General features: G+C 50.0%; 15 protein-coding genes. 7 read left to right on the top strand and 8 right to left on the bottom strand.

The genetic code is table 11. The features are described 5' to 3' along the window. Position 1: 1 nt before the first annotated feature. The 6 genes from ABIE10_RS20840 to ABIE10_RS20815 are packed head-to-tail and all read right to left on the bottom strand — an operon-like array spanning position 2 to position 7,959. Positions 2-1,372: a capsular biosynthesis protein gene (locus tag ABIE10_RS20840; protein WP_235117333.1), complete on the bottom strand. Its 1,371-nt coding sequence runs from the start codon at positions 1,370-1,372 to the stop codon at positions 2-4. Then, positions 1,369-2,580: a lipopolysaccharide biosynthesis protein gene (locus ABIE10_RS20835; protein WP_049282761.1), complete on the bottom strand. Its 1,212-nt coding sequence runs from the start codon at positions 2,578-2,580 to the stop codon at positions 1,369-1,371. The genes ABIE10_RS20840 and ABIE10_RS20835 overlap by 4 nt, the downstream gene beginning before the upstream one ends. Continuing rightward, the gene (locus tag ABIE10_RS20830; protein ID WP_429156920.1) at positions 2,577-4,706 is read right to left on the bottom strand and encodes a GumC family protein; all 2,130 of its coding nucleotides are present in this window, start codon (positions 4,704-4,706) and stop codon (positions 2,577-2,579) included. The genes ABIE10_RS20835 and ABIE10_RS20830 overlap by 4 nt, the downstream gene beginning before the upstream one ends. Positions 4,707-4,708: 2 nt before the next feature. Further along, positions 4,709-5,266, bottom strand: coding sequence for a polysaccharide biosynthesis/export family protein (locus tag ABIE10_RS20825; RefSeq protein WP_016154118.1), 558 nt, complete (start codon positions 5,264-5,266; stop codon positions 4,709-4,711). A gap of 1 nt (position 5,267) precedes the next feature. Continuing rightward, positions 5,268-6,554 carry an outer membrane beta-barrel protein gene (locus ABIE10_RS20820; protein WP_046274862.1) on the bottom strand — a complete coding sequence of 429 codons (1,287 nt, stop codon included), beginning with the start codon at positions 6,552-6,554 and terminating at the stop codon, positions 5,268-5,270. Then, entirely contained in the window at positions 6,544-7,959 is a 1,416-nt protein-coding gene (locus tag ABIE10_RS20815) for an undecaprenyl-phosphate glucose phosphotransferase (RefSeq protein WP_047499487.1), read from the bottom strand. The genes ABIE10_RS20820 and ABIE10_RS20815 overlap by 11 nt, the downstream gene beginning before the upstream one ends. A gap of 1,047 nt (positions 7,960-9,006) precedes the next feature. On the opposite strand from ABIE10_RS20815, the gene ABIE10_RS20810 reads away from it, so the two are divergent. Genes ABIE10_RS20810 through ABIE10_RS20795 form a run of 4 tightly spaced genes read left to right on the top strand, consistent with a single transcriptional unit; the run spans position 9,007 to position 13,964 of the window. After that, entirely contained in the window at positions 9,007-9,579 is a 573-nt protein-coding gene (locus ABIE10_RS20810) for a fimbrial protein (protein WP_047499486.1), read from the top strand. Positions 9,580-9,633: 54 nt separating this feature from the next. After that, the gene (locus ABIE10_RS20805) at positions 9,634-10,305 is read left to right on the top strand and encodes a fimbrial biogenesis chaperone (protein ID WP_047499484.1); all 672 of its coding nucleotides are present in this window, start codon (positions 9,634-9,636) and stop codon (positions 10,303-10,305) included. A gap of 13 nt (positions 10,306-10,318) precedes the next feature. Next, positions 10,319-12,871 carry a fimbria/pilus outer membrane usher protein gene (locus tag ABIE10_RS20800; RefSeq protein ID WP_429156918.1) on the top strand — a complete coding sequence of 851 codons (2,553 nt, stop codon included), beginning with the start codon at positions 10,319-10,321 and terminating at the stop codon, positions 12,869-12,871. A gap of 10 nt (positions 12,872-12,881) precedes the next feature. Further along, a complete protein-coding gene (locus tag ABIE10_RS20795) occupies positions 12,882-13,964 on the top strand; it encodes a fimbrial protein (protein WP_429156916.1) in 1,083 nt (360 codons plus the stop codon). On the opposite strand, the gene ABIE10_RS20790 is transcribed toward ABIE10_RS20795, so the two are convergent. Next, positions 13,957-15,408 (bottom strand): sensor histidine kinase, encoded by a 1,452-nt coding sequence (locus ABIE10_RS20790; RefSeq protein WP_235117338.1) that lies wholly within the window; start codon positions 15,406-15,408, stop codon positions 13,957-13,959. The two genes, ABIE10_RS20795 and ABIE10_RS20790, sit on opposite strands and share 8 nt — an antisense overlap. Further along, positions 15,395-16,069: a transcriptional regulator TctD gene (gene tctD, locus ABIE10_RS20785; protein WP_049043323.1), complete on the bottom strand. Its 675-nt coding sequence runs from the start codon at positions 16,067-16,069 to the stop codon at positions 15,395-15,397. Before tctD ends, ABIE10_RS20790 begins: the two co-directional genes overlap by 14 nt. Before the next feature lie 153 nt (positions 16,070-16,222). Here tctD and ABIE10_RS20780 point away from each other — a divergent pair, with 153 nt between their 5' ends. Genes ABIE10_RS20780 through ABIE10_RS20770 form a run of 3 tightly spaced genes read left to right on the top strand, consistent with a single transcriptional unit; the run spans position 16,223 to position 19,174 of the window. Then, complete coding sequence (locus ABIE10_RS20780; protein WP_080859118.1) at positions 16,223-17,200, top strand: Bug family tripartite tricarboxylate transporter substrate binding protein; 978 nt, start codon at positions 16,223-16,225, stop codon at positions 17,198-17,200. 14 nt (positions 17,201-17,214) lie between these two features. Next, on the top strand, positions 17,215-17,649 hold the full coding sequence (locus tag ABIE10_RS20775; RefSeq protein ID WP_429156913.1) for a tripartite tricarboxylate transporter TctB family protein: 435 nt from the start codon (positions 17,215-17,217) through the stop codon (positions 17,647-17,649). 10 nt (positions 17,650-17,659) lie between these two features. After that, on the top strand, positions 17,660-19,174 hold the full coding sequence (locus ABIE10_RS20770; protein ID WP_016154129.1) for a tripartite tricarboxylate transporter permease: 1,515 nt from the start codon (positions 17,660-17,662) through the stop codon (positions 19,172-19,174). Positions 19,175-19,184 lie beyond the last annotated feature (10 nt).

Raw genomic sequence — 19,184 nt, 5'->3', positions numbered from 1 at the left:
ATTACCCTACACAGCGAAGGACGGTTCGACGAATCACTAAACTTGATCCTAGTGATAAATAGAACAGGAATTGTAACATCGGTGTAATCATCAGTATCTGGCTGTAAGGTAAGCTAATTAAGCAACTGATAGCAAAAGCGTTAAACGCCGGTGCAAAGCTCAGCAACTGAAGATCCTGCTGGTCCAGTTGTTCAAGCGTCAGTAATGGCTTTGGCTGACAAACTTTCAGGATATAAATGAATAAGCTAATAAAAAGTAACGTGCCGATCACCCCGACTTCCCACAGCAGCATACTCAGGGAAGTCGAGTCGAGAATTAAGTTATAAATGATATTCAAAAAGCCCGGCGACACCGTACTCCCGCTGTTAGTGGCGTTGAGCCCATAACCAAATAACGTTCCTGAAAGCCCCCACAGATCGTTATTTTTCAACCAGAACAGGAACGTCGTAAAACGCCCTAACTCCCCGGTAGACATGATGTAGTTCGGGTCAAAAATATAGCTTAAGGAGTCGATGAAAATGCTTAACGAGCTTTTCGACGGATCGCCGCCAAACGCGGAAGAATAATAGTACGCGAGGATCACTATCGACAGGCTAATAAGCAGCAGCATGCCCGCCACAATAACCAACAGCGTTTTCAGATTAACCTTACTGACGTCTTTGACGTAGCTCGGTGAGATCCACACCCACGCGAGGAACAGAGGTGACAGCAGAATGACGAACTTCACTTCACCAATAATACATAGCCCGATCCCAAGAACAATGTGCAACGCCATGGACTTGAACGAGGTCAACCCGTGCTTATACTCAGAGACTTTTAACAACATAATCAACAGGCAAAACAGGCCCATCGCAGCAGTGTTACCGCCCCCCATGGGGTCACCGCCAAACGTACCAACCACGGAGTCCCATTTCTCATCTTCGCCACGCACCGCAACGCGCTGGGGAACGACCAGTAAAACCTGATAAATCATTACCGGGATTTGCGCGTAAAACACCCAGTACAGATAGCGCGTTGCACGGTAAATCTGCGACTCCCGGCAAAATCCAAGCAGCAAACAGATCATCACCAGTGACAATGCGATTTCATTTTTAAATGCCACAATCGCGACGGTGATCCCGCCCTGAATCAGCGTCGATGTTCCGGCCAGTATCAGGAACGAAAAATACAACGCCAGGACAATCGTCTCCTGCGCATCCAGCTGCAGCGAGCCATCACGCGTCTGCATCACCAATAATCCCACCATCAACAGGGTCAGGAAAAAGGGGATCCACAGCACCGACTGCATGCCGGTAAAGTATTGCACCAGGCCACACAGGATCAGCGTGATAAAGCTAAAAACCTGTAAATAGTATCCGGTATTCAGCGTCATAGTATCACCGGCTTGTCTTTCAGAAGATTGGCTCGCTTATTCATTTTCAGATAAATGAAGGCGTAGCGAATAAATGTCAGTGAAGAAAACAGGATAACCGACGTAGCATAATCTTTATGAAAATAGGGAATGACGACAAATGCGAATAACACAATCGCCAGCTGTTCCAGTTGGATACGCAGAAAATAGCGGTGGGAACCAAAAATAAGCTCAATCACCGTCAGAGGGCTTATCGCCAGCGCCGGGAATAAATAGGGCAACATGTAGCGCGACGTCTCAATGGAGTTAATCCAGTCTTCGCTAAAGCCCAGACGCATCACTATTGGATAGAAAATAAACACCCCGAGAGTACAGATAACCCCCAGAACCAACAGTAGCAACCGTACCCTGGTATATTCCTGATAATTAAAGGTGTTATTTCTGAAGTCGATAGACCACTTGGAAAAAATAGTATTGCGCACTGCATTGCCGATGATCACCACCGGCGCCAGGCAAAAGCGGCTAACCACGGAAAAATAACCTGCCGTCAGCGCCGAGAACCAAAAGTTAATCAACATAATCGGCAAATTGCTGCTGGCCATCGCCAGCACTTCCGCACTACCGACTTTGGTAATGTGATGGATATTTTGTTTGAAAAAATGCCAGTTACTGGCAGGTCGCAAATGTCTGGCCGCCACGGAACGAATATCAAACGAATGTAAAATACAGCTTATGGTCAGCACCATCGTCGCGCAGGCCCATGACCAATAAAACAGTTGCACCTGATGCGTAACCAGAACCGAAAGTAATACCACCACAGAGACAGAGATGCGCTGGAAAATCAGAAAACGAAAATTGGCCGTGCGCAGCGACAGGTTTTCCGAGATTAAAACCCACGCCGTCGCCAGCGTCAGCAAATAGAGGAACAGGATGTTCTGGTGAAACAGCCACGCTGTCAGTACGGCGTACGGTAAGGCAATGATCGTGCTTTGGATCAGGCAAAAAACGACGTTTTGTACCAGTTCGTCGTCGTGCTGTTTTGGAATTAAAAGCTGCGATGCAAAGGTACACACCTGCGCGCCCACTACGGCGATGCTGTAATTGAGCGCATAAAGCCCCACCTCAGCCATATCGTACTTGTGTGAAATCAACCAGATAGACAGCGCACCAATCAACTGCGAGATGACTGATGAACCGGCTATCGTGGAAGCGCTCTTCAGTAGACTCATACCCGGCCTGGCGTCGTCATCAGTTGATCGGTACTGAAGTTAAGTGAACGCAGACCCTCCTGGGTTTCAAGATCTTTTTCTTCAACCGCATTGAGTACCGCGCCAATCACCACGCCGTTATTTTCCTCAATCTTATCCAGCGCGCTGGCGATGTGTCCCGCCGACTCCACCCCGGCTTTCACAATGAAAACAACCCCATCGACGGCACGTTTGATCAGTTGAACATCCTGACTCTGATTCACAGCAGCAACATCAATAATGATGCGCTGATAATGCGATTTCAGTTCGCGCATTAAGGGTTCAACATGCTCCGACGACAACATCAGTAAAGAAGAGATGGTGCTCTTGCCGTGCGCAATAAAGTCGAGATTATCACTGAGCGTGATCCGCGCCTGTTCCAGCTGAGTCTCTCCGCGCAGCAGCTCAGCCAGGCCTGCGGATGTAGGTGATGCCAGTTCAGAAGAAAGCCCGCCCGTATTAAAGAAATCTGCATCAATAAGCAGCGTTTTCTGGTCAAAACTAAAGGAGTTCGCTAACAGATTCGCCAACAAAGAACGCCCATCACCGTGTTCCGTCGATGCCACGGCGAGCGTCTGTAATGGACGATTATCCAGCATAATCCGGGTACGGATACCGTGCACAATATCGGCATTCAGCGGGTTCTTCAGGATCATGTCCCGCACTTGCGCACGCTCTGAGGTTCCACTAAAACGACGGATTTCGCCCAGCGGGGTAACGTTGAGGCGCTTTTTCATGCGACTCAGGCTGGCGATTGAGTTATCCATCGCCGCTTTGACAATGAAATACATGATGCTGAACACGACCACCAGCATGACCACCATCACCAACAGCAGTGATTTATTCGGCTTCGCCGGTTTTAATGCGGGAACTGCGGGATCGTATAACACCGCATCGGCATTCACGCCGGACAGCGACAGCTCCTGAGTACGCTGATAGAGCGATTTATACAGGTCTTCCATTTTATCTAACGACAGTTTTTGGCCGTTCCAGGCATCCCGTTTTGACGCCATTTTCTGGAAGATCTCTTTCTGCTGTTCCACCTGTTGCTGATAGTTCTTTTCATCCGCCAGCGCCGCCAGATATTGCTGACGTAAGCCGACTTTCAGCTCACCCAACACCCGTCCTGTTTGGCTTTGGATCGACTGAACATCGGCCTCTGCTTTTAAAATGGCGGGGTTTTTTGGCCCATAAACTTTGCGCAGTTCAGACAACGTACGCTGCGCCTGAATCAGCGCAATGCGCAGATCCTGAATCTGAGCGTGGTTAGAGACCCAAGGCAGCGAGATAACGCTCTCGGCGGACTTCCCAGCTCCATTCACTTCGTTATAAACGGATTCAGCGGCAACACGACGTTGGGTGGCGTCGGCCAGACGATTGGTCACGATACTTAACTGCTCGGTTTCAAAACCATCGATACCGCGAAAGGTCAACAGCCCGGCATTTTTCAGATAGCTTTCCATCTCTTCTTTTTGCTTCGCTATCGACTTCTGAATCTCTTCCATTTTTTCATAATTCAGTTCGCGGGCTTTCTCTACTTTCTGACGCTTTTGCTCCAGCGTATAGTTGATGAAAGCCTGCGCGACGCCGTTGGCGATATCAGCCGCAACCTGGGGCGAAGTCGATTCATAGGTAATAGAGGCGAGGTTAGTTGTCCGAATACCGATGACATTCAGGTTTTTCGACAACGTTTTCAGCGCCAGCTCCATTCTCAGTTGCCGACTTTCACTGCTATCAGCGCCCTGAGCATCGGCTTTTTCCCCGGTAAATGCCGGGTTTTCATCCAGCTTCATATCGCGAACGGCTTGCTCGAGCACAATTCGTGAATGCATCAACGCATATTGCGTTTCGTAGTAACCACTGCGCGTTGAATCGAAACCATCAACCTGTGGGAACGGAGAAACGTTATCGGCCTGCGCCTTAATCAGCACCGTCGCCGTTGATACATACTTTGAGGACATCATGCTGATTAACGGATAAGCCACGACCCCGGCAACGATACCGGCCAGCGCGATTTTCCAGGCGTTCTTTTTCAGCGCTTTGGCAAAGCGGGAGAATTCAACAGTGCTTTCTCGTTTTTTGCCGTTTTCCACTATTGATAGTTTCATCGTCAGAAGAACCCCATGCCAATAATCACGACATCCCCAGGATGAACAGAGTGCGTTAAATCAACATTCTCAAGTAGCTGATTGCTACCTGACAGGCGAATGTTGATATCTTGACGGTCAGCACGATCTGTAAATCCCCCCGCCTGCGCAATAGATTTCTCGACGGTAAGTCCTGGCTCATAAGCGAATCCATTCGGACTTTTCACCTCGCCAGAAACATAGTATTTACGGAACTCGGCAATACTCACCGTCACCATCGGAGTAGTAAAATAATCTCCAGTCAGGCGTTGAGTTAATTCGTTAGTCACCTGCTCAACAGTTTTATCTTTTAATATAAGAGCACCAACAAACGGGAAATTAATCTCCCCACTCTTATCCAAAATAAACCGCATCGTCATATCGGGTTGACCATGAACAGCGATATTGACAGTATCCCCTGCCCCAAGTCGATAATCCTGCTGAACAGTAGCAGGATCGTCCATTAATCTCGGGCTGGACGTTGTGCATCCGACCATCAGGATACTGAATAGCAAAACCGCGCACAGTTCTATTATTTTCATTTTAGATCTGAACCTTAGCTTTAAGCATAATCATAGAATTATCATAACCCAACGTTCTGATGACTTCCTGATTGTCGTTGGGACCGATATAAAACGAATCAGTATCCTTATTCGAATTCAACGTATCTATTTGATATTTAATCTCAAAATTGACCGACGGCGTGTAGTCATAGCTCATGGTTACGCTAAATACCCCATCTTTATCATGCCGATCTTTATTCTGTTTTTTATAGTCTTCTGAAGTGTATGAGTAATCCAGCAAGGTAGAGAAACGGTTGCCTAACCAGAAGTGCTGGTAAGAAAGACCATACTGGGTGACTAAAATATATCCCCCAACTTCCGATGGGTCTTTAATGCTTTGTGCTGAGTGCACCGTGAAAACAGACTGCTGTAACGGCTTCCACTCCCCTTTTATATCCCAGTTTAGACCATTAAAATCATGCGAGTTTGCGTTGTTTTCAAATGTCTTGTACAACCATGAAATATTCATGTCGACATTGGTTTTCCCCGTCAACTGTGACTTCAGGCCATACAGTAAATAATACTCATTAGTGTCTTTTTCTGAGTTGTTATCATAGTGACGCTGGTTAGTAATAAAGCTATAGCGAAAACGCGTTCTGGATGTGTATTGGTCAAAAATTTCTGCCACCAGGCTATTTTCGTGCCATTCCTGTTCCTGAATGTAATTGTAGAAATCTTCACTACTCTCCTGGGCGTCGGACGTATTACCGAACGTCAGTTTTTTGTATAACAACGCCAGTTCCGCTTTCCCGCGCCCATCCGGCGCGCCATAGCTGTAGCGCAATTCACTGTTAATAAAATTCGTCGTCAGCGGAGATTTAATCCCATACTGCTCGAATTGACCCGGTAGAAACCCCTCAGTGATCCCTCGACCGCGGGATTCGTGCCCAAGCGTATCCTCCAGATTGAGTGTTAAGCCGTGCTTGAGCCCATAGCGCCAGGCACCGTTAAAACGGAAAAAATGATCGTTATAGTTATCAGCGGAATCGCTTGAGTAGTTACGATAATCACCGGAGTACATCAGTAAATACTTATCCTGACCGCGCTCTCCGATCATACTCAAAACGGGCGCTGCGCTCTGAAACGAGGAACCGATAGCATCTCTGCTATGTGGCTGATAAGACACGTTATCATTATAACCATAGTCCACAGCGACCTTGCCCTGGAAGTCGATCCCCGCAAAGCCAATGTGTGATTTCGGTGTTAAATCAGCCCATACGGGCTGCGATATCACGATTCCGGTAATCACGAGTAATTTAGTATGCATTCTTACCGATAAATCCTTTGAAAATAGTTTTAATAATAATTTTTATATCCAACCATAAAGACCAGTTTTGAATGTACTCAATATCGTACTGAACCCTTTTTTCCATCTTATAAAGCGCATCGATTTCCCCGCGGAAACCGTTGATCTGCGCAAGCCCGGTGATCCCAGGCTTAACTTTATGGCGGATCATGTAATTTTCGACCTGTTTACGGTACTGCTCATTATGCGTAACCGCATGAGGTCTGGGACCGACAATCGACATACTTCCCTGCAATACATTGATAAATTGCGGCAGTTCATCCAGTGAGGTGCGGCGTAAGAAACTACCAAACTTGGTTACCCGCGGATCGTTTTTAGTGGCCTGAATAACCGTATCGGCGTTCTCCATAACGCGCATCGAGCGAAACTTCCAGACCTTAATTTTTTGCCCGCTAAGACCATACCGATCTTGTTTGAAAAAGACTGGCCCGCGGGAAGTGAGTTTGATTCCAATGGCAATGGCCAACATCAGCGAAGAAATCATCACCATAATGATGCTGCCAAGCACCAAATCTTCCGCCCGCTTGATAAACGACCCCGCCCCTTCAAACGGCGAACTAAAAATGCCAATAGTTTGCAGGTTGTGAATGGAGCGCAGCTTGGACATGTTGTTACTGTAGGTGTAGAAGTCAGGAACAATATACGTATCTACGGTGGTGTCTGACATCATCGCCAAAAAATGACGAATGCGTTGTAAAGCTACCATCGGTAAAGCGATGTAGATTTCGTCTATATTTCCCTGCCGGGCTTCCTCAACCAGATTGATCACCGGCCCACGAAAGGGGCTTTTAACCTTATCGACGATATCGCCACAGCGGGATAAGGCGCGCTCATCATAAAAAGCCAGATCCAATGTGATATTAGCGTATTCATCCATTAACGCGTTTTCTGCCGCCAGACCATTGTCAGTCAGACCAATAATCGCCACGCGCATACTCTTTTTCGTTGAATATTTAAAAATGAAAAAGCGAATGTAATAAAGAAAAGGTAATGGGATGAAGTACCAGTAAATAATCGCTGAATAAAAGGGGGAAGGCAGTTTGTCTAAGTAGCCGAGAGACTCGGGTTCAGCCACCGTCATGCTGACCAGTTCGTTCAGAAAAATTGCCAGTAGCGTACAAAAAACCAACCGTTTTTGATTACGTAAACCGATCGTCTTAATCTTTTGTTGATACATTTTAATGTATTCAGCAAACAGTAAGAAAAAGACTGAGAAGAGAATACTCAGAATGGCAATGGTGTTAAATGGTGCCAGACCTAACAGATGGGCGCTAAAAATTAACGTCGCATTGATTACAATGAAATCGACCAGTTTTAAAAAGACTGGATATCCCTGGCTGCTAATCTTTAGCGATTTTTTAAGCATATCTCAGCCCATTATTTATTGATCTTTAATTGTTTTTTTCTCATTTATGTTGCTAATTATATCACAAGTCTTAAAAACGCAATGGCACACTGTCAGTAAATGTAAAAAACAATGTAATACAATGTGATGGGTTTCGCACCATACAAATGCAACCCAATGATTTAGATGATTATTTATTGGTAATATTTTTTAATTTCATCCTTGAAAAACATGATTAATTGCAACATAAACGTCATTGACAGATCACAATTCATAAGCTACTAGTGGCTAGAATCACATGATGAGCGCCTGACAACGGGTTAACCTTACAAAAAGCAATACTTTGTCCAAACCTCGTTGCGCTACGGTCAGTGATGAGAGTCCTGGAGAGCGACAGAAGAAATCAATAAGTCTATTTATAATTCCCACCATAAAAATAACTGAGTAACACATTTACAAAGCAATGATTAGCAACCTTATTATAAATAAGGTACTTTACGAGGAGTATGGGATTGCTTTCATTTTCACGCTCAAAATTCAAAAAAAAAGAATAATAAAAAAAATTTAGTTTAAATAATTGTAGCAAATCCGAGGAGATGAAGCGGCAAGCATGACTTCAATTAAAACGATAGCCAATCATTGAGAAAATGCGTGTTACATATTACTAATGTCAACATTCTGCATGAACACACCTTTAACATCAGAATTTTCAGCGCTTACCAACATATCGATTTAAAATAAAGAGAAGAGAATAAATGACAGCATTAAAATTTTGTTAAAAGCAGCGTGAATCGCCCCAACGAATTATTGATAACAATGTATACACTTTTGTTAAGATATATATAAAAACACCTTCCAAAGCCATTCAATGATGCCAAAAAATTTTGTTTACTTATTTTTCGCAAATAAATAATATCCGCGCCGGATTACTTGTTGAGCAATTTACGCACGTTAATCATTTCTTTCAAATGAAGTCCTACATCATTTTTTGACGTTGATGAACTCCAGCTGAATCTGTGCCTCTGACAAGTACTTTTCTGGGTAAATAATAAATTTAACGGAGTTATGATGATGAAAACTGCACTTACCAGCAGTGTACTGGTCGCTTTGTTTGCCGCTAATGCTGGCGCAGCAGCGAATTACGTTACCACTGCCGCAACAGGTTCTAAAGCCACCGCGACGGTCCATTTTACCGGTGAAATTGTTGCCAGTACCTGCGTGGTGAGCACAGCAAACCAGCCAGGTAAAACAGTGGCATTGCCACAAGTTACCAACCAGCTATTTAGCGGCGCGGGCTCTAGCACCGGCGATACTCCGTTTACGTTGCAGTTTAGCGGCTGTAGTGGGGTAACTGGAGGAAGCGGCTATGTGGTGGTCTTTACTGGTAAAACCCCTGGCAGTAACACAGCACTTCTGGAAGCGAAACGTGGCTCGGCTTCTGCCACCGATGTTGGCATCGAAGTGGATCAAGCGGGTCATGCCCTCGATTTCGCTTCCGGTAGTAATGAGGTGAGCTTAAAAGCAGATCAAAATGGCGATGCACAAATCGATCTGGTCGCCAAATATCAGCAAATTGGCGCAACGCTGCCTGCGGCTGGCACGATCACTGCGGATATGAATTACACCGTCATTTATAAATAACGGACGTTGATTGCTATGGATGGCACTCTTCCCTGAACCTGGAAAGTGCACCTGATGAATAAAATATTCTTTTACCTGTTGCTGTGTGTGGTTAGCACCGCTCACAGCGCAATTAATTTGGGTCAAACACGCGTTATTTATAATGAGAACGATAAAGCGGCGATGTTTGACGTCAACAATAATACAGACAAGCCATATATGGTACAGACGTGGCTGGATAATGGTAATCCGGATGAGACGCCAGCCAATCTGCCAATGTTAATTACGCCTCCGATCCTGAAACTTGACGGCCATAAATCAGCCGTGTTGCGAGCTATTTATCAGGGCAACGGCTTTCCTGAGGATGTTGAATCTGTAGTGTGGATTAATGTGCAGGAAATCCCCACCATCGAGAATGAAGAAAATACCTTACAGCTGGCGCAGCGTATTCGCATCAAACTATTTTATCGCCCTGTTGGGCTGAATATGACGCTACCTGAAGCCGTTGAGAAATTACAGTGGCAGTGCCACGGTCATACTCTGCGGGCGGTCAATGCGACGCCGTTACATATCTCCCTGACGCAATTACATATTAACGGCCAAAACATTGATGCCGACATGATTAATCCGCATGGCGAACGCACGTTTGCGTTGTCACAGCAAAAAGTCAGCCATATCGGTTTTAGCTGGGTAGATGATTACGGCGGCACTAACGCGGTTAATAACGTCCCGGTATCTTGCAATTAAGCTGGGGTTGCACATGATGAAAAAAAATAAGCACCCGCAACGGTACTCCCTCTTTACGCTGTCAACGCTGGCCGTGTGCATACCTGCATACGCCAGCAGCACGCCGCAGTTTAATACCCGTTTTGTACATGGTACGCAAAATATTACCTCCGTAGTGCAAATAGCCCGTAATGACGGACTTAGCGAAGGCACGTTTGAATACGATATATATCTTGACCATAGCTTCGTCGAAACGCGCAATGTTGACTTTAAAAGACGTCAACCACAAGGCAAGCCGCAACCTTGCCTGAGCGCGGACGATCTCCGCAAATACGGGATTAAAATCCCCGAGGGTAACGCCGATACCTGCGTGGAGCTCACGGCTCTGATCGCAAACAGTCGCCTGACGGCAGATGCAAACTACCAGCGCATTGATATTTCAGTGCCAGAAGCGTTTCTGCTTTCGACTGCGCATGACGCCGTGCCTGAATCGGCCTATGACGATGGGATTAATGCCGCTTTTGTCGGCTACAACGCCAATACGACGCACCTGATTGAACAGGGCCAGGATCATGACTCTGTTTTTGCCAGTTTTGCCAACGGTATAAACCTGGCGGGATGGCATTTTCGCAACCAGTCTACTTTCAGCTATGCCAGCGGTTCAGGCCGTCAATGGCAGGCGGTTTCCACGTGGGTGGAACGTAATATTATTGCGCTGCGTAGCCGCTTGCGCTTCGGGCAAACCTATACGGACGACGATGTGTTTGACAGCATCCAGTTTACCGGGGCACAGCTCACCAGCGATGAAAACATGTTGCCTGATAGCCAACGCGATTTTGCGCCAGTCGTTCGCGGCGTCGCCAATAGCAATGCCACAATCGAAATCCGTCAAAATGGCTATCTGATTTACAGCAAAAACGTCGCGCCAGGCGCGTTTGACATTGACGATATCAACCCCAGCAACCAAAGCGGCGACCTGAACGTCAGCGTTATTGAAGCCGATGGCAGTCGGCGTAATTTCAGTGTGCCTTATTCAGCGGTCCCGAACATGCTGCGTGCAGGTAACAACCGCTTTCAGTTTACGGCAGGGGAATACCGCGACGGTTACAGCGGCGGCTGGCGGCCCCGCTTTGTTCAAGGCACATTGAGTTATGGTCTCAGCTTTGGCTCCACGTTGTACGGTGGTTTCCTGACCGCAGAAAGCTATAATGCGATTGCCACCGGGATCGCTCAGGATCTGCACCAGTTCGGCGCGATCTCTTTCGATATCACTACCGCCAGAGCGCAGCTTGCCAGTGGAGATGCGTCCACAGGACAAAGTTACCGTTTCTTATACTCCAAATCGCTGAACCAGTACGGTACGGATTTCCGTCTGGTAGGCTACCGCTACAATACCTCCGGTTATTACAGCTTTAGCGACACCATTAACGAGCATAACAGCTGGTCCTCGGGCTATTACGACATCGCCTATGACGACCCGAATCAACAGCTGCGTTTCCCTGGCGAAGAGCACAACAAAAAGCATTACTACACCACTAACTACAATAATCGCCGCCAACGTTTTGAGGTCTCTGTTAACCAGCGTTTGTGGGATAACGCCTCTCTTTACGTCAGCGCCAGCCAGCAAAACTACTGGCACAACGGGAGTCACGACCGCACGATACAGCTGGGTTACAACGATACACTGGGGAAAATCAACTGGAGCGTTTATGTACAGGATACCCGTAACCAGTACGACTACCAGGACCGCAGTATCAACCTGACGCTTTCCATTCCATTCGATTTCATGGATAGCCGCGGCTTTGTCTCCACCAACATCATGCATAGCCAGCAGAATGGCGACAGCTACTCCACCAGCTACAGCAATACAGCATTTGACGATCGTCTGAGCTGGGGCGTTCAGGGCAGTACCACCGATCGACAGGATTCCTCTGCCGGGGTTAACGCCGCCTGGCAAGGCGATAAGATGAATGTTCAGGGGGGCTACAGCGCAGGACGCAACTACCAGAATATGAATATGGGCATCAGCGGCGGGGCAATGCTGCACGCAGGCGGCGTGACGCTCATGCACTCTCCTGGCGATACCATGGTGTTGGTCGAGGCCAAAAATGCCGACGGTGTCCATATTCAGCAACAAAATGGCGTGGCCATTGACGGTAACGGCTATGCGGTCCTTACCGCCGCAGACGCATGGCATTACAACGTGGTGAGTCTGAATACCGCTGATATTGGTGCCGGGCTGGATATTCCGCAGGCACAGAAAAAAATTGTTCCAACAGAGAAAGCCATCGGCAAAGTGGTGTTTGAAACCTTCAGCGGCCGCAACTATCTGGTCAATGCCGTCATGCCCGGCAATATTGCCCCCCCGGTCGGCGCGAACGTACGAGATACCAAAGGTCGTAGTCACGGTCTGGTCGGTATGCATGGCGCACTGTATGCCAGCGGCGTGGAAGACAATTCTCGCCTGGAAGTGCGCTGGGGCTCCCATGCAAATGAACACTGCTTTATTCAAATGCCGGATAACCATAACCAGCCGGTGAAGAAAATCGGATATACACAAATTACCGCCCAGTGCGTCGGCTCGTAAGGTGCAATCAATGAATCCGTTAAAAATAGTTAAACTCGTGGTGCTGCTTTGTTTGCCGATGTTCAGTAGTGCAAGCTATGCGGTTACCTGTACAGCAAACAGCGTCTCCGTACACGTTGATCCCATTAAAATCAGCCACAGTACCACCGCTGGGGACACCGTTTGGGTGTCCAATCCGCAAACCGTTAGCGTCACTTGCCGCGACACAGATTATATGCCCCACGGCGAAGCCGCCAGAATCTACATCGACCCTGATCATGAGTTTGCGCATTTTCTGCAGGGAACCAATATGAAACTGGTGGTGAGCATTGATGGTCGCCCCTACGATCAAAGCGCCCAGGCCGTCACCACCCAATATCAGGCAACGTTGCCTCGAACACGTTCAGACAACTACTGCAGCAGTAATAACCACAGCCATGCCAGTGACTGCCAGGCGCGCCCACAAACATTTTCTTTCACCTTTAACCTCAGTCTGGTCGCTACCGGAAAACTCCCGGATCCTTTGCCTGCGCTGGCCGGTCGCACCATCAACAAAGTTTTCGTCGTCGACGGTATTGGCAGCATTAACGCCTGCGGTTCGCATTGCTCCACCAGCAATCCGGCAAAAAACTTTGGCCCCGCGCTTAATGGCCTGAATAACATCAGTTATATCAACTGCGAACCGATCGTCTCTATCAGCTCTGACAAAGGAACGGATACCGTCGAGTTTGGCAGGATCAGCATTACCGAAGCAAAAGTGGGAAAAGATAACAGCCACAGTAAACAGTTTGCCGTTATTGCCGCAGAAGCCGCCGGGAAGCATGAATGTCGCGGCATCAACTACGCGGTAACGTTTACCGGCACCACGAGCAACAGCGGCGCAGTTTTTACCGGTCAGGGGACGCCAGATATCGGCGTTACGCTCCAGGATGCTGCACACCCCGGCTCCGGGGACATTATCAGCGGCAACCGTATCGATTTTGCCAGCAGCGCGTTTACCAACCAGAGCGACAGCCGACGCAAAGAGTTCATGGCAACCCTGTTCTGGTTGAAAAATCCTCCCCAACCCGGCACATTTAGTATCCCTGTCAATGCAACGGTGACCTTTAAATAACAGGCGCAGGACGATGCTGATCGTCCTGCGCGTCTCGCACCAGGCATAAAAACCGCAGTCGTACGCTTAACCCGCCTAATGTTTCACTCCGTGATAGCTGAGGGTGCGTGCGGTGCAGACGAGCAATGTCGTTGACCAGCGCCAGGCCTATCCCGGCGCCAGGGACATTACCGACGTTATCAAGGCGGTGAAACGGTAGCAGCGCCTGGTGCACCATCTGCTCATCGATGCCCGGCCCGCTATCTTCAACCACCAGCACCACCGCCTCTCCTTTTCGCAGCAGACGGGCGGTTACCACACCATGCGGCGGCGTGTATTTCAGTGCGTTATCCAGCAGATTCCCGCACAGTTCGCCAAGCAGGACTTCATCGCCCTCAATCCACACCGCATTCTGTTCCCCTTCATAGCCCAGATCGATCCCTTTACTGCGCGCCTGCGCCAGTCGCGTGAAACAACTGCTTTGCACCACCTCATACAAATTAACCGGCGAGAAGTGCCTTTCTCCTTGCTCTTTGCGCTTCACAGCCGACAGCTGTAACAGCCTTTCCGTCAGTTGAATGGTGTTGTCCAGCGTGGAGCTCATGGCTTGCAGACTCTCATACCATTGCTGCGGCTGCTGGCTGGCGAGGGCCACCGCCGCCTGAGTTTTTAGCACCGCCAGCGGCGTTTTAAGCTGATGGGAAGCATCCGCGCTGAAGCGTTCCTGGCGAGAGATCAGGCCGCGAAGTCGGTCCAGATAACGGTTGAATGCCACAATCAACAGACGGGTTTCCGACCACGGCAGCAGCTCCGGCAACGGCGTCAGCAGCCCAGGCTCGCGACGCACCATCAGCGATGACAACTGGCGCATCGGGCGTAACACCCGACGCAGCAGCCAGCCGACCAGTACCAGCGTGAGCAGCACCAGCAGCCCTTGCGAAACCCACGAGGAAAACAGCAGCTGTCGCGCCAGGTAACGTCGCGATTGCAGCGTTTCGGCGACATAAATCTCGGCCATGCCGATAATGCAGCCCTCGTTGACGGGCTGCAGCAGACGCGCCACGCGAATTGCCTCCCCGCGATATTCAGTGTGATAAAACCACGCCAGCGCCGGATAAAGCCGCGTACGCGATGTCGCAGGCGGCATCGCAGGCAAATCGTCATAACCTGAGATAACCTTCCCCGCCGGATCGACCACCTTGTAATACAACCTGTCGTTCATATTCAGTTCAAAGCTGTCCAGCACCACCCACGGCACATTCACTTCCAGCTGTTTGTTGTGCACCACCAGTCGCTCGGAGACGGTTCTGGCAGACGAGAGCAGCGTCCGGTCATACGCCTGCGTCGCCGCCTGTAGCGCGCTGACATAGCTGTTAAATGCCGACAGTCCCCACAACAACATGAGCGGCAAACCCAGAAACATCAGCAGTTGCAGGTACAACGATTGGGGTTTAACCCACTTCATCGCTACGCTCCAGCACATAGCCCAGCCCGCGTAGCGTGGCGATGCGCACATCGCTTCCCTGTAGCTTTTTACGCAGACGATGGATGTACAATTCAATGCTTTCGGGGCTGACCTCATCGTTTAGACTGAAGACCTGTTCAAACAACTGTTGACGCGAAACCGGTCGCAATCGACGGTACATCAGCACCGTCAGCAATGCCTGTTCGCGCGGCGTGAGCGCCAGCGGCTGCCCCTGCAACAGAAAATAGCCCTCATCGTGAAACGCCAGTTCGCCCAGTTGCTGTATGCCCTGCACCTGCCCCGCGCTGCGGCGTAGCAAAGCCCTCAGCCGCGCATCCAGCTCCTCGATTTCAAACGGTTTTGCCAGATAATCATCGGCCCCGACGTTCAATCCTTTCACCCGATCGGCCACCGCGCTGCGCGCCGTCAGCAGCAGCACAGGAAGCGTCTGCCCGCGTTTGCGCAGGCGCTGAACGACGTCAAGACCATCCAGTCCCGGCATATTGATATCCAGCACCGCCAGCGCGTACGTTTCGCTCTGTAAAAGATGGTCGGCCGCCAGCCCATCAAAAACGCAGTCGACGGCAAAACCGTTTTGCACCAGCGCTTTCTCCAGCCAGTGAGCTAACTCACGGTTATCTTCCGCTAATAAGAGACGCATATCACATCCTGTAAAGTTTCTGCCGCATTGAAAGGGAATTGAAAGGTTAATGTTTTAACAATCATGCAACCGAACTGCTACACATCGGCTCACATAATCACAAAAATCTTCTTCCGTACCCGAAAATCCGGTTTTCCGGCGTGAGGATAAACAATGAAAAAACAGTTACTTCGTACCCTTACTGCAAGCATTTTACTGATGAGTACCTCTGTTCTGGCGGAACAAGCGCCATCGCGCACAGAATGTATCGCCCCTGCTAAACCTGGCGGTGGTTTCGATCTCACCTGTAAGTTGATTCAAGTGAGCATGATGGAAACCGGCGCTATCGAAAAACCGATGCGCGTTACCTACATGCCCGGTGGCGTTGGCGCCGTGGCCTATAACGCGATCGTCGCGCAACGTCCGGCTGAAGCGGGTACCGTAGTGGCATTCTCCGGCGGCTCGCTGCTGAACCTGTCACAAGGGAAGTTTGGTCGCTACGGCGTTGATGATGTCCGCTGGCTGGCAAGTGTGGGCACTGACTACGGCATGATTGCCGTACGCCAGGACTCACCATGGAAAACGCTGAAAGATCTGCTGACGGCAATGGAGAAAGATCCTAACAGCGTGGTCATTGGCGCAGGCGCCTCTATCGGTAGTCAGGACTGGATGAAGTCGGCGCTGCTGGCGCAAAAAGCCAACGTCGATCCACACAAGATGCGCTATGTGGCCTTTGAGGGCGGCGGCGAACCGGTCACCGCGCTGATGGGGAATCACGTACAGGTGGTTTCCGGCGATCTCAGCGAGATGGTGCCTTATCTTAGCGGCGACAAAATCCGCGTGCTCGCCGTGTTCTCTGATGAACGTCTGCCAGGCCAGTTAGCTAACGTACCAACCGCCAAAGAGCAGGGTTACGACCTCGTGTGGCCCATCATTCGTGGCTTCTACGTTGGACCAAAAGTCAGCGACGCCGAGTATCAGTGGTGGGTTGATGCCTTTAACAAACTCCAGCAGACCGATGAGTTTAAAAAGCAGCGCGATCTGCGCGGCCTGTTTGAATTCAACATGAGCGGTAAGCAGCTCGACGAATACGTGAAAAAGCAGGTCACGGATTACCGTGAGCAGGCGAAAGCCTTCGGTCTGGCGAAATAAGCGCAGAGGCAAAGATGATGAGCGATCGTATTTTTGCAAGTATCTGGCTGTTGCTCTGTATAGCCGGGCTGTTCGTGGCCTGGCAAATCACCAGCGAATACAGCTATGAGCCGGTTGGGCCGCGTCCCTTTCCGCTTGGCATTATCAGCCTGATGCTGGTATGCGCCGTGGCGCTGCTGTTGCGCCATCCCGACACCATCAGTTGGCCCCGCCGTCACGTGCTGCAAAAGCTGCTGACGATGGTGATTGTTCTGTTGATGTACGCCTGGGGTTTCGAATGGCTCGGTTTTCCCATCGCCACCGCCATTCTCACCGTGGTGATTGGCATGCTGTTCGGCGCAACGATTCCGGCTGCGGGGATTTCCGGCGCGGTACTCGGCATTCTGCTGTGGTATGCCTTTGACCGGCTGCTTGACGTCACCTTACCACTCGGCGCCTGGCTGGGTTAACGGAGAAACGATGGATACCTGGATTTATCTTTCTCAGGGTTTCGCGGTGGCCATGACGCCGGAAAACCTGGTCATCGCCCTGATTGGCTGTTTTGTCGGTACCATTGTCGGGCTGTTGCCTGGTCTTGGACCCATTAACGGCGTGGCGATCCTGCTGCCTCTGGCCTTCGCTTTGCATCTGCCAGCAGAATCTGCGCTGATCCTGCTAGCTACGGTCTACATAGGTTGCGAATACGGCGGACGTATCTCCTCCATCTTGCTGAATGTTCCCGGCGATGCGGCGGCGATTATGACCGCGCTGGATGGCTACCCGATGGCGCAGCAAGGCCGCGGCGGCGTTGCGCTCTCTATCTCGGCGGTCAGCTCTTTCATTGGTTCGCTTATCGCTATTGGCGGCATCATTCTGTTTGCCCCGGCGTTAGCCCAATGGTCGCTGGCCTTCGGTCCGGCGGAATACTTTGCCTTAATGGTTTTCGCCATTGCCTGCCTCGGCAGCATGATGGCGCAAAACCCGCTGAAATCATTTCTGGCAGCGCTTATCGGTCTCGGCCTTGCGACCGTCGGCGTAGACGCCAATACCGGGGTTTATCGCTTTACCTTTGACAGCGTTCATCTCTCCGACGGTGTGCAGTTTATCGTGGTAGTGATTGGGCTGTTCTCAGTCTCTGAAATACTGTTAATGCTGGAACATACCAGCAGTGGCCAGACGCTGGTGCGTAAAACGGGCCGCATGTTATTTAACGCCAAAGAAGGTGCGCAGTGCGTTGGCGCAACCCTGCGTTCATCGGTGATTGGCTTTTTCGTCGGCGTCCTGCCTGGCGCGGGCGCAACCATTGCCAGCGCTATCACCTATATGACCGAGAAAAAGCTCAGCGGCAATAGCGACAGCTTCGGCAAAGGGGATATACGCGGCGTGGCGGCCCCCGAAGCCGCCAACAACGCCTCGGCCTGTGGCTCCTTTATCCCGATGCTGACGCTCGGCGTACCGGGCTCCGGCACCACGGCGGTGATGATGGGCGCGCTGACGCTGTACAATATCACCCCGGGTCCGGCCATGTTCACCGAACAGCCGGACATCGTCTGGGGGCTGATTGCGGCGCTGCTGATTGCTAACGTGATGCTGCTGGTGATGAACATCCCGTTGATCGGCCTGTTTACCCGTATGCTGACCATCCCCTTGTGGTTTTTGGTACCGGCTATCGCGGCAGTCTCCGCGGTGGGCGTGTATGCCGTCCACAGCACCACTTTCGATCTGGTGCTGATGGTTGCCCTCGGCGTGCTGGGCTACATATTGCGCAAAATGCACTTCCCGATGTCGCCGTTGATTTTAGGCTTCGTTCTGGGGGAAATGCTGGAGCAGAACCTGCGTCGGGCGCTGTCTATCAGTAACGGTAATATGGATATTCTGTGGGCCAGCGGCGTGGCGAAAGTGCTGCTGGTGATGGCGGTACTGGTTATCGTGGTCCCGCCAGTGCTACGCCTGATTCGTAAACGTAACAGCAAACCACAGGTGGATATCAGCTAATAATATGCCG

Source organism: Citrobacter sp. 506 (assembly GCF_050434985.1).
Classification (GTDB): domain Bacteria; phylum Pseudomonadota; class Gammaproteobacteria; order Enterobacterales; family Enterobacteriaceae; genus Citrobacter; species Citrobacter braakii.
This window is presented reverse-complemented; position numbering and strand designations above follow the sequence as displayed.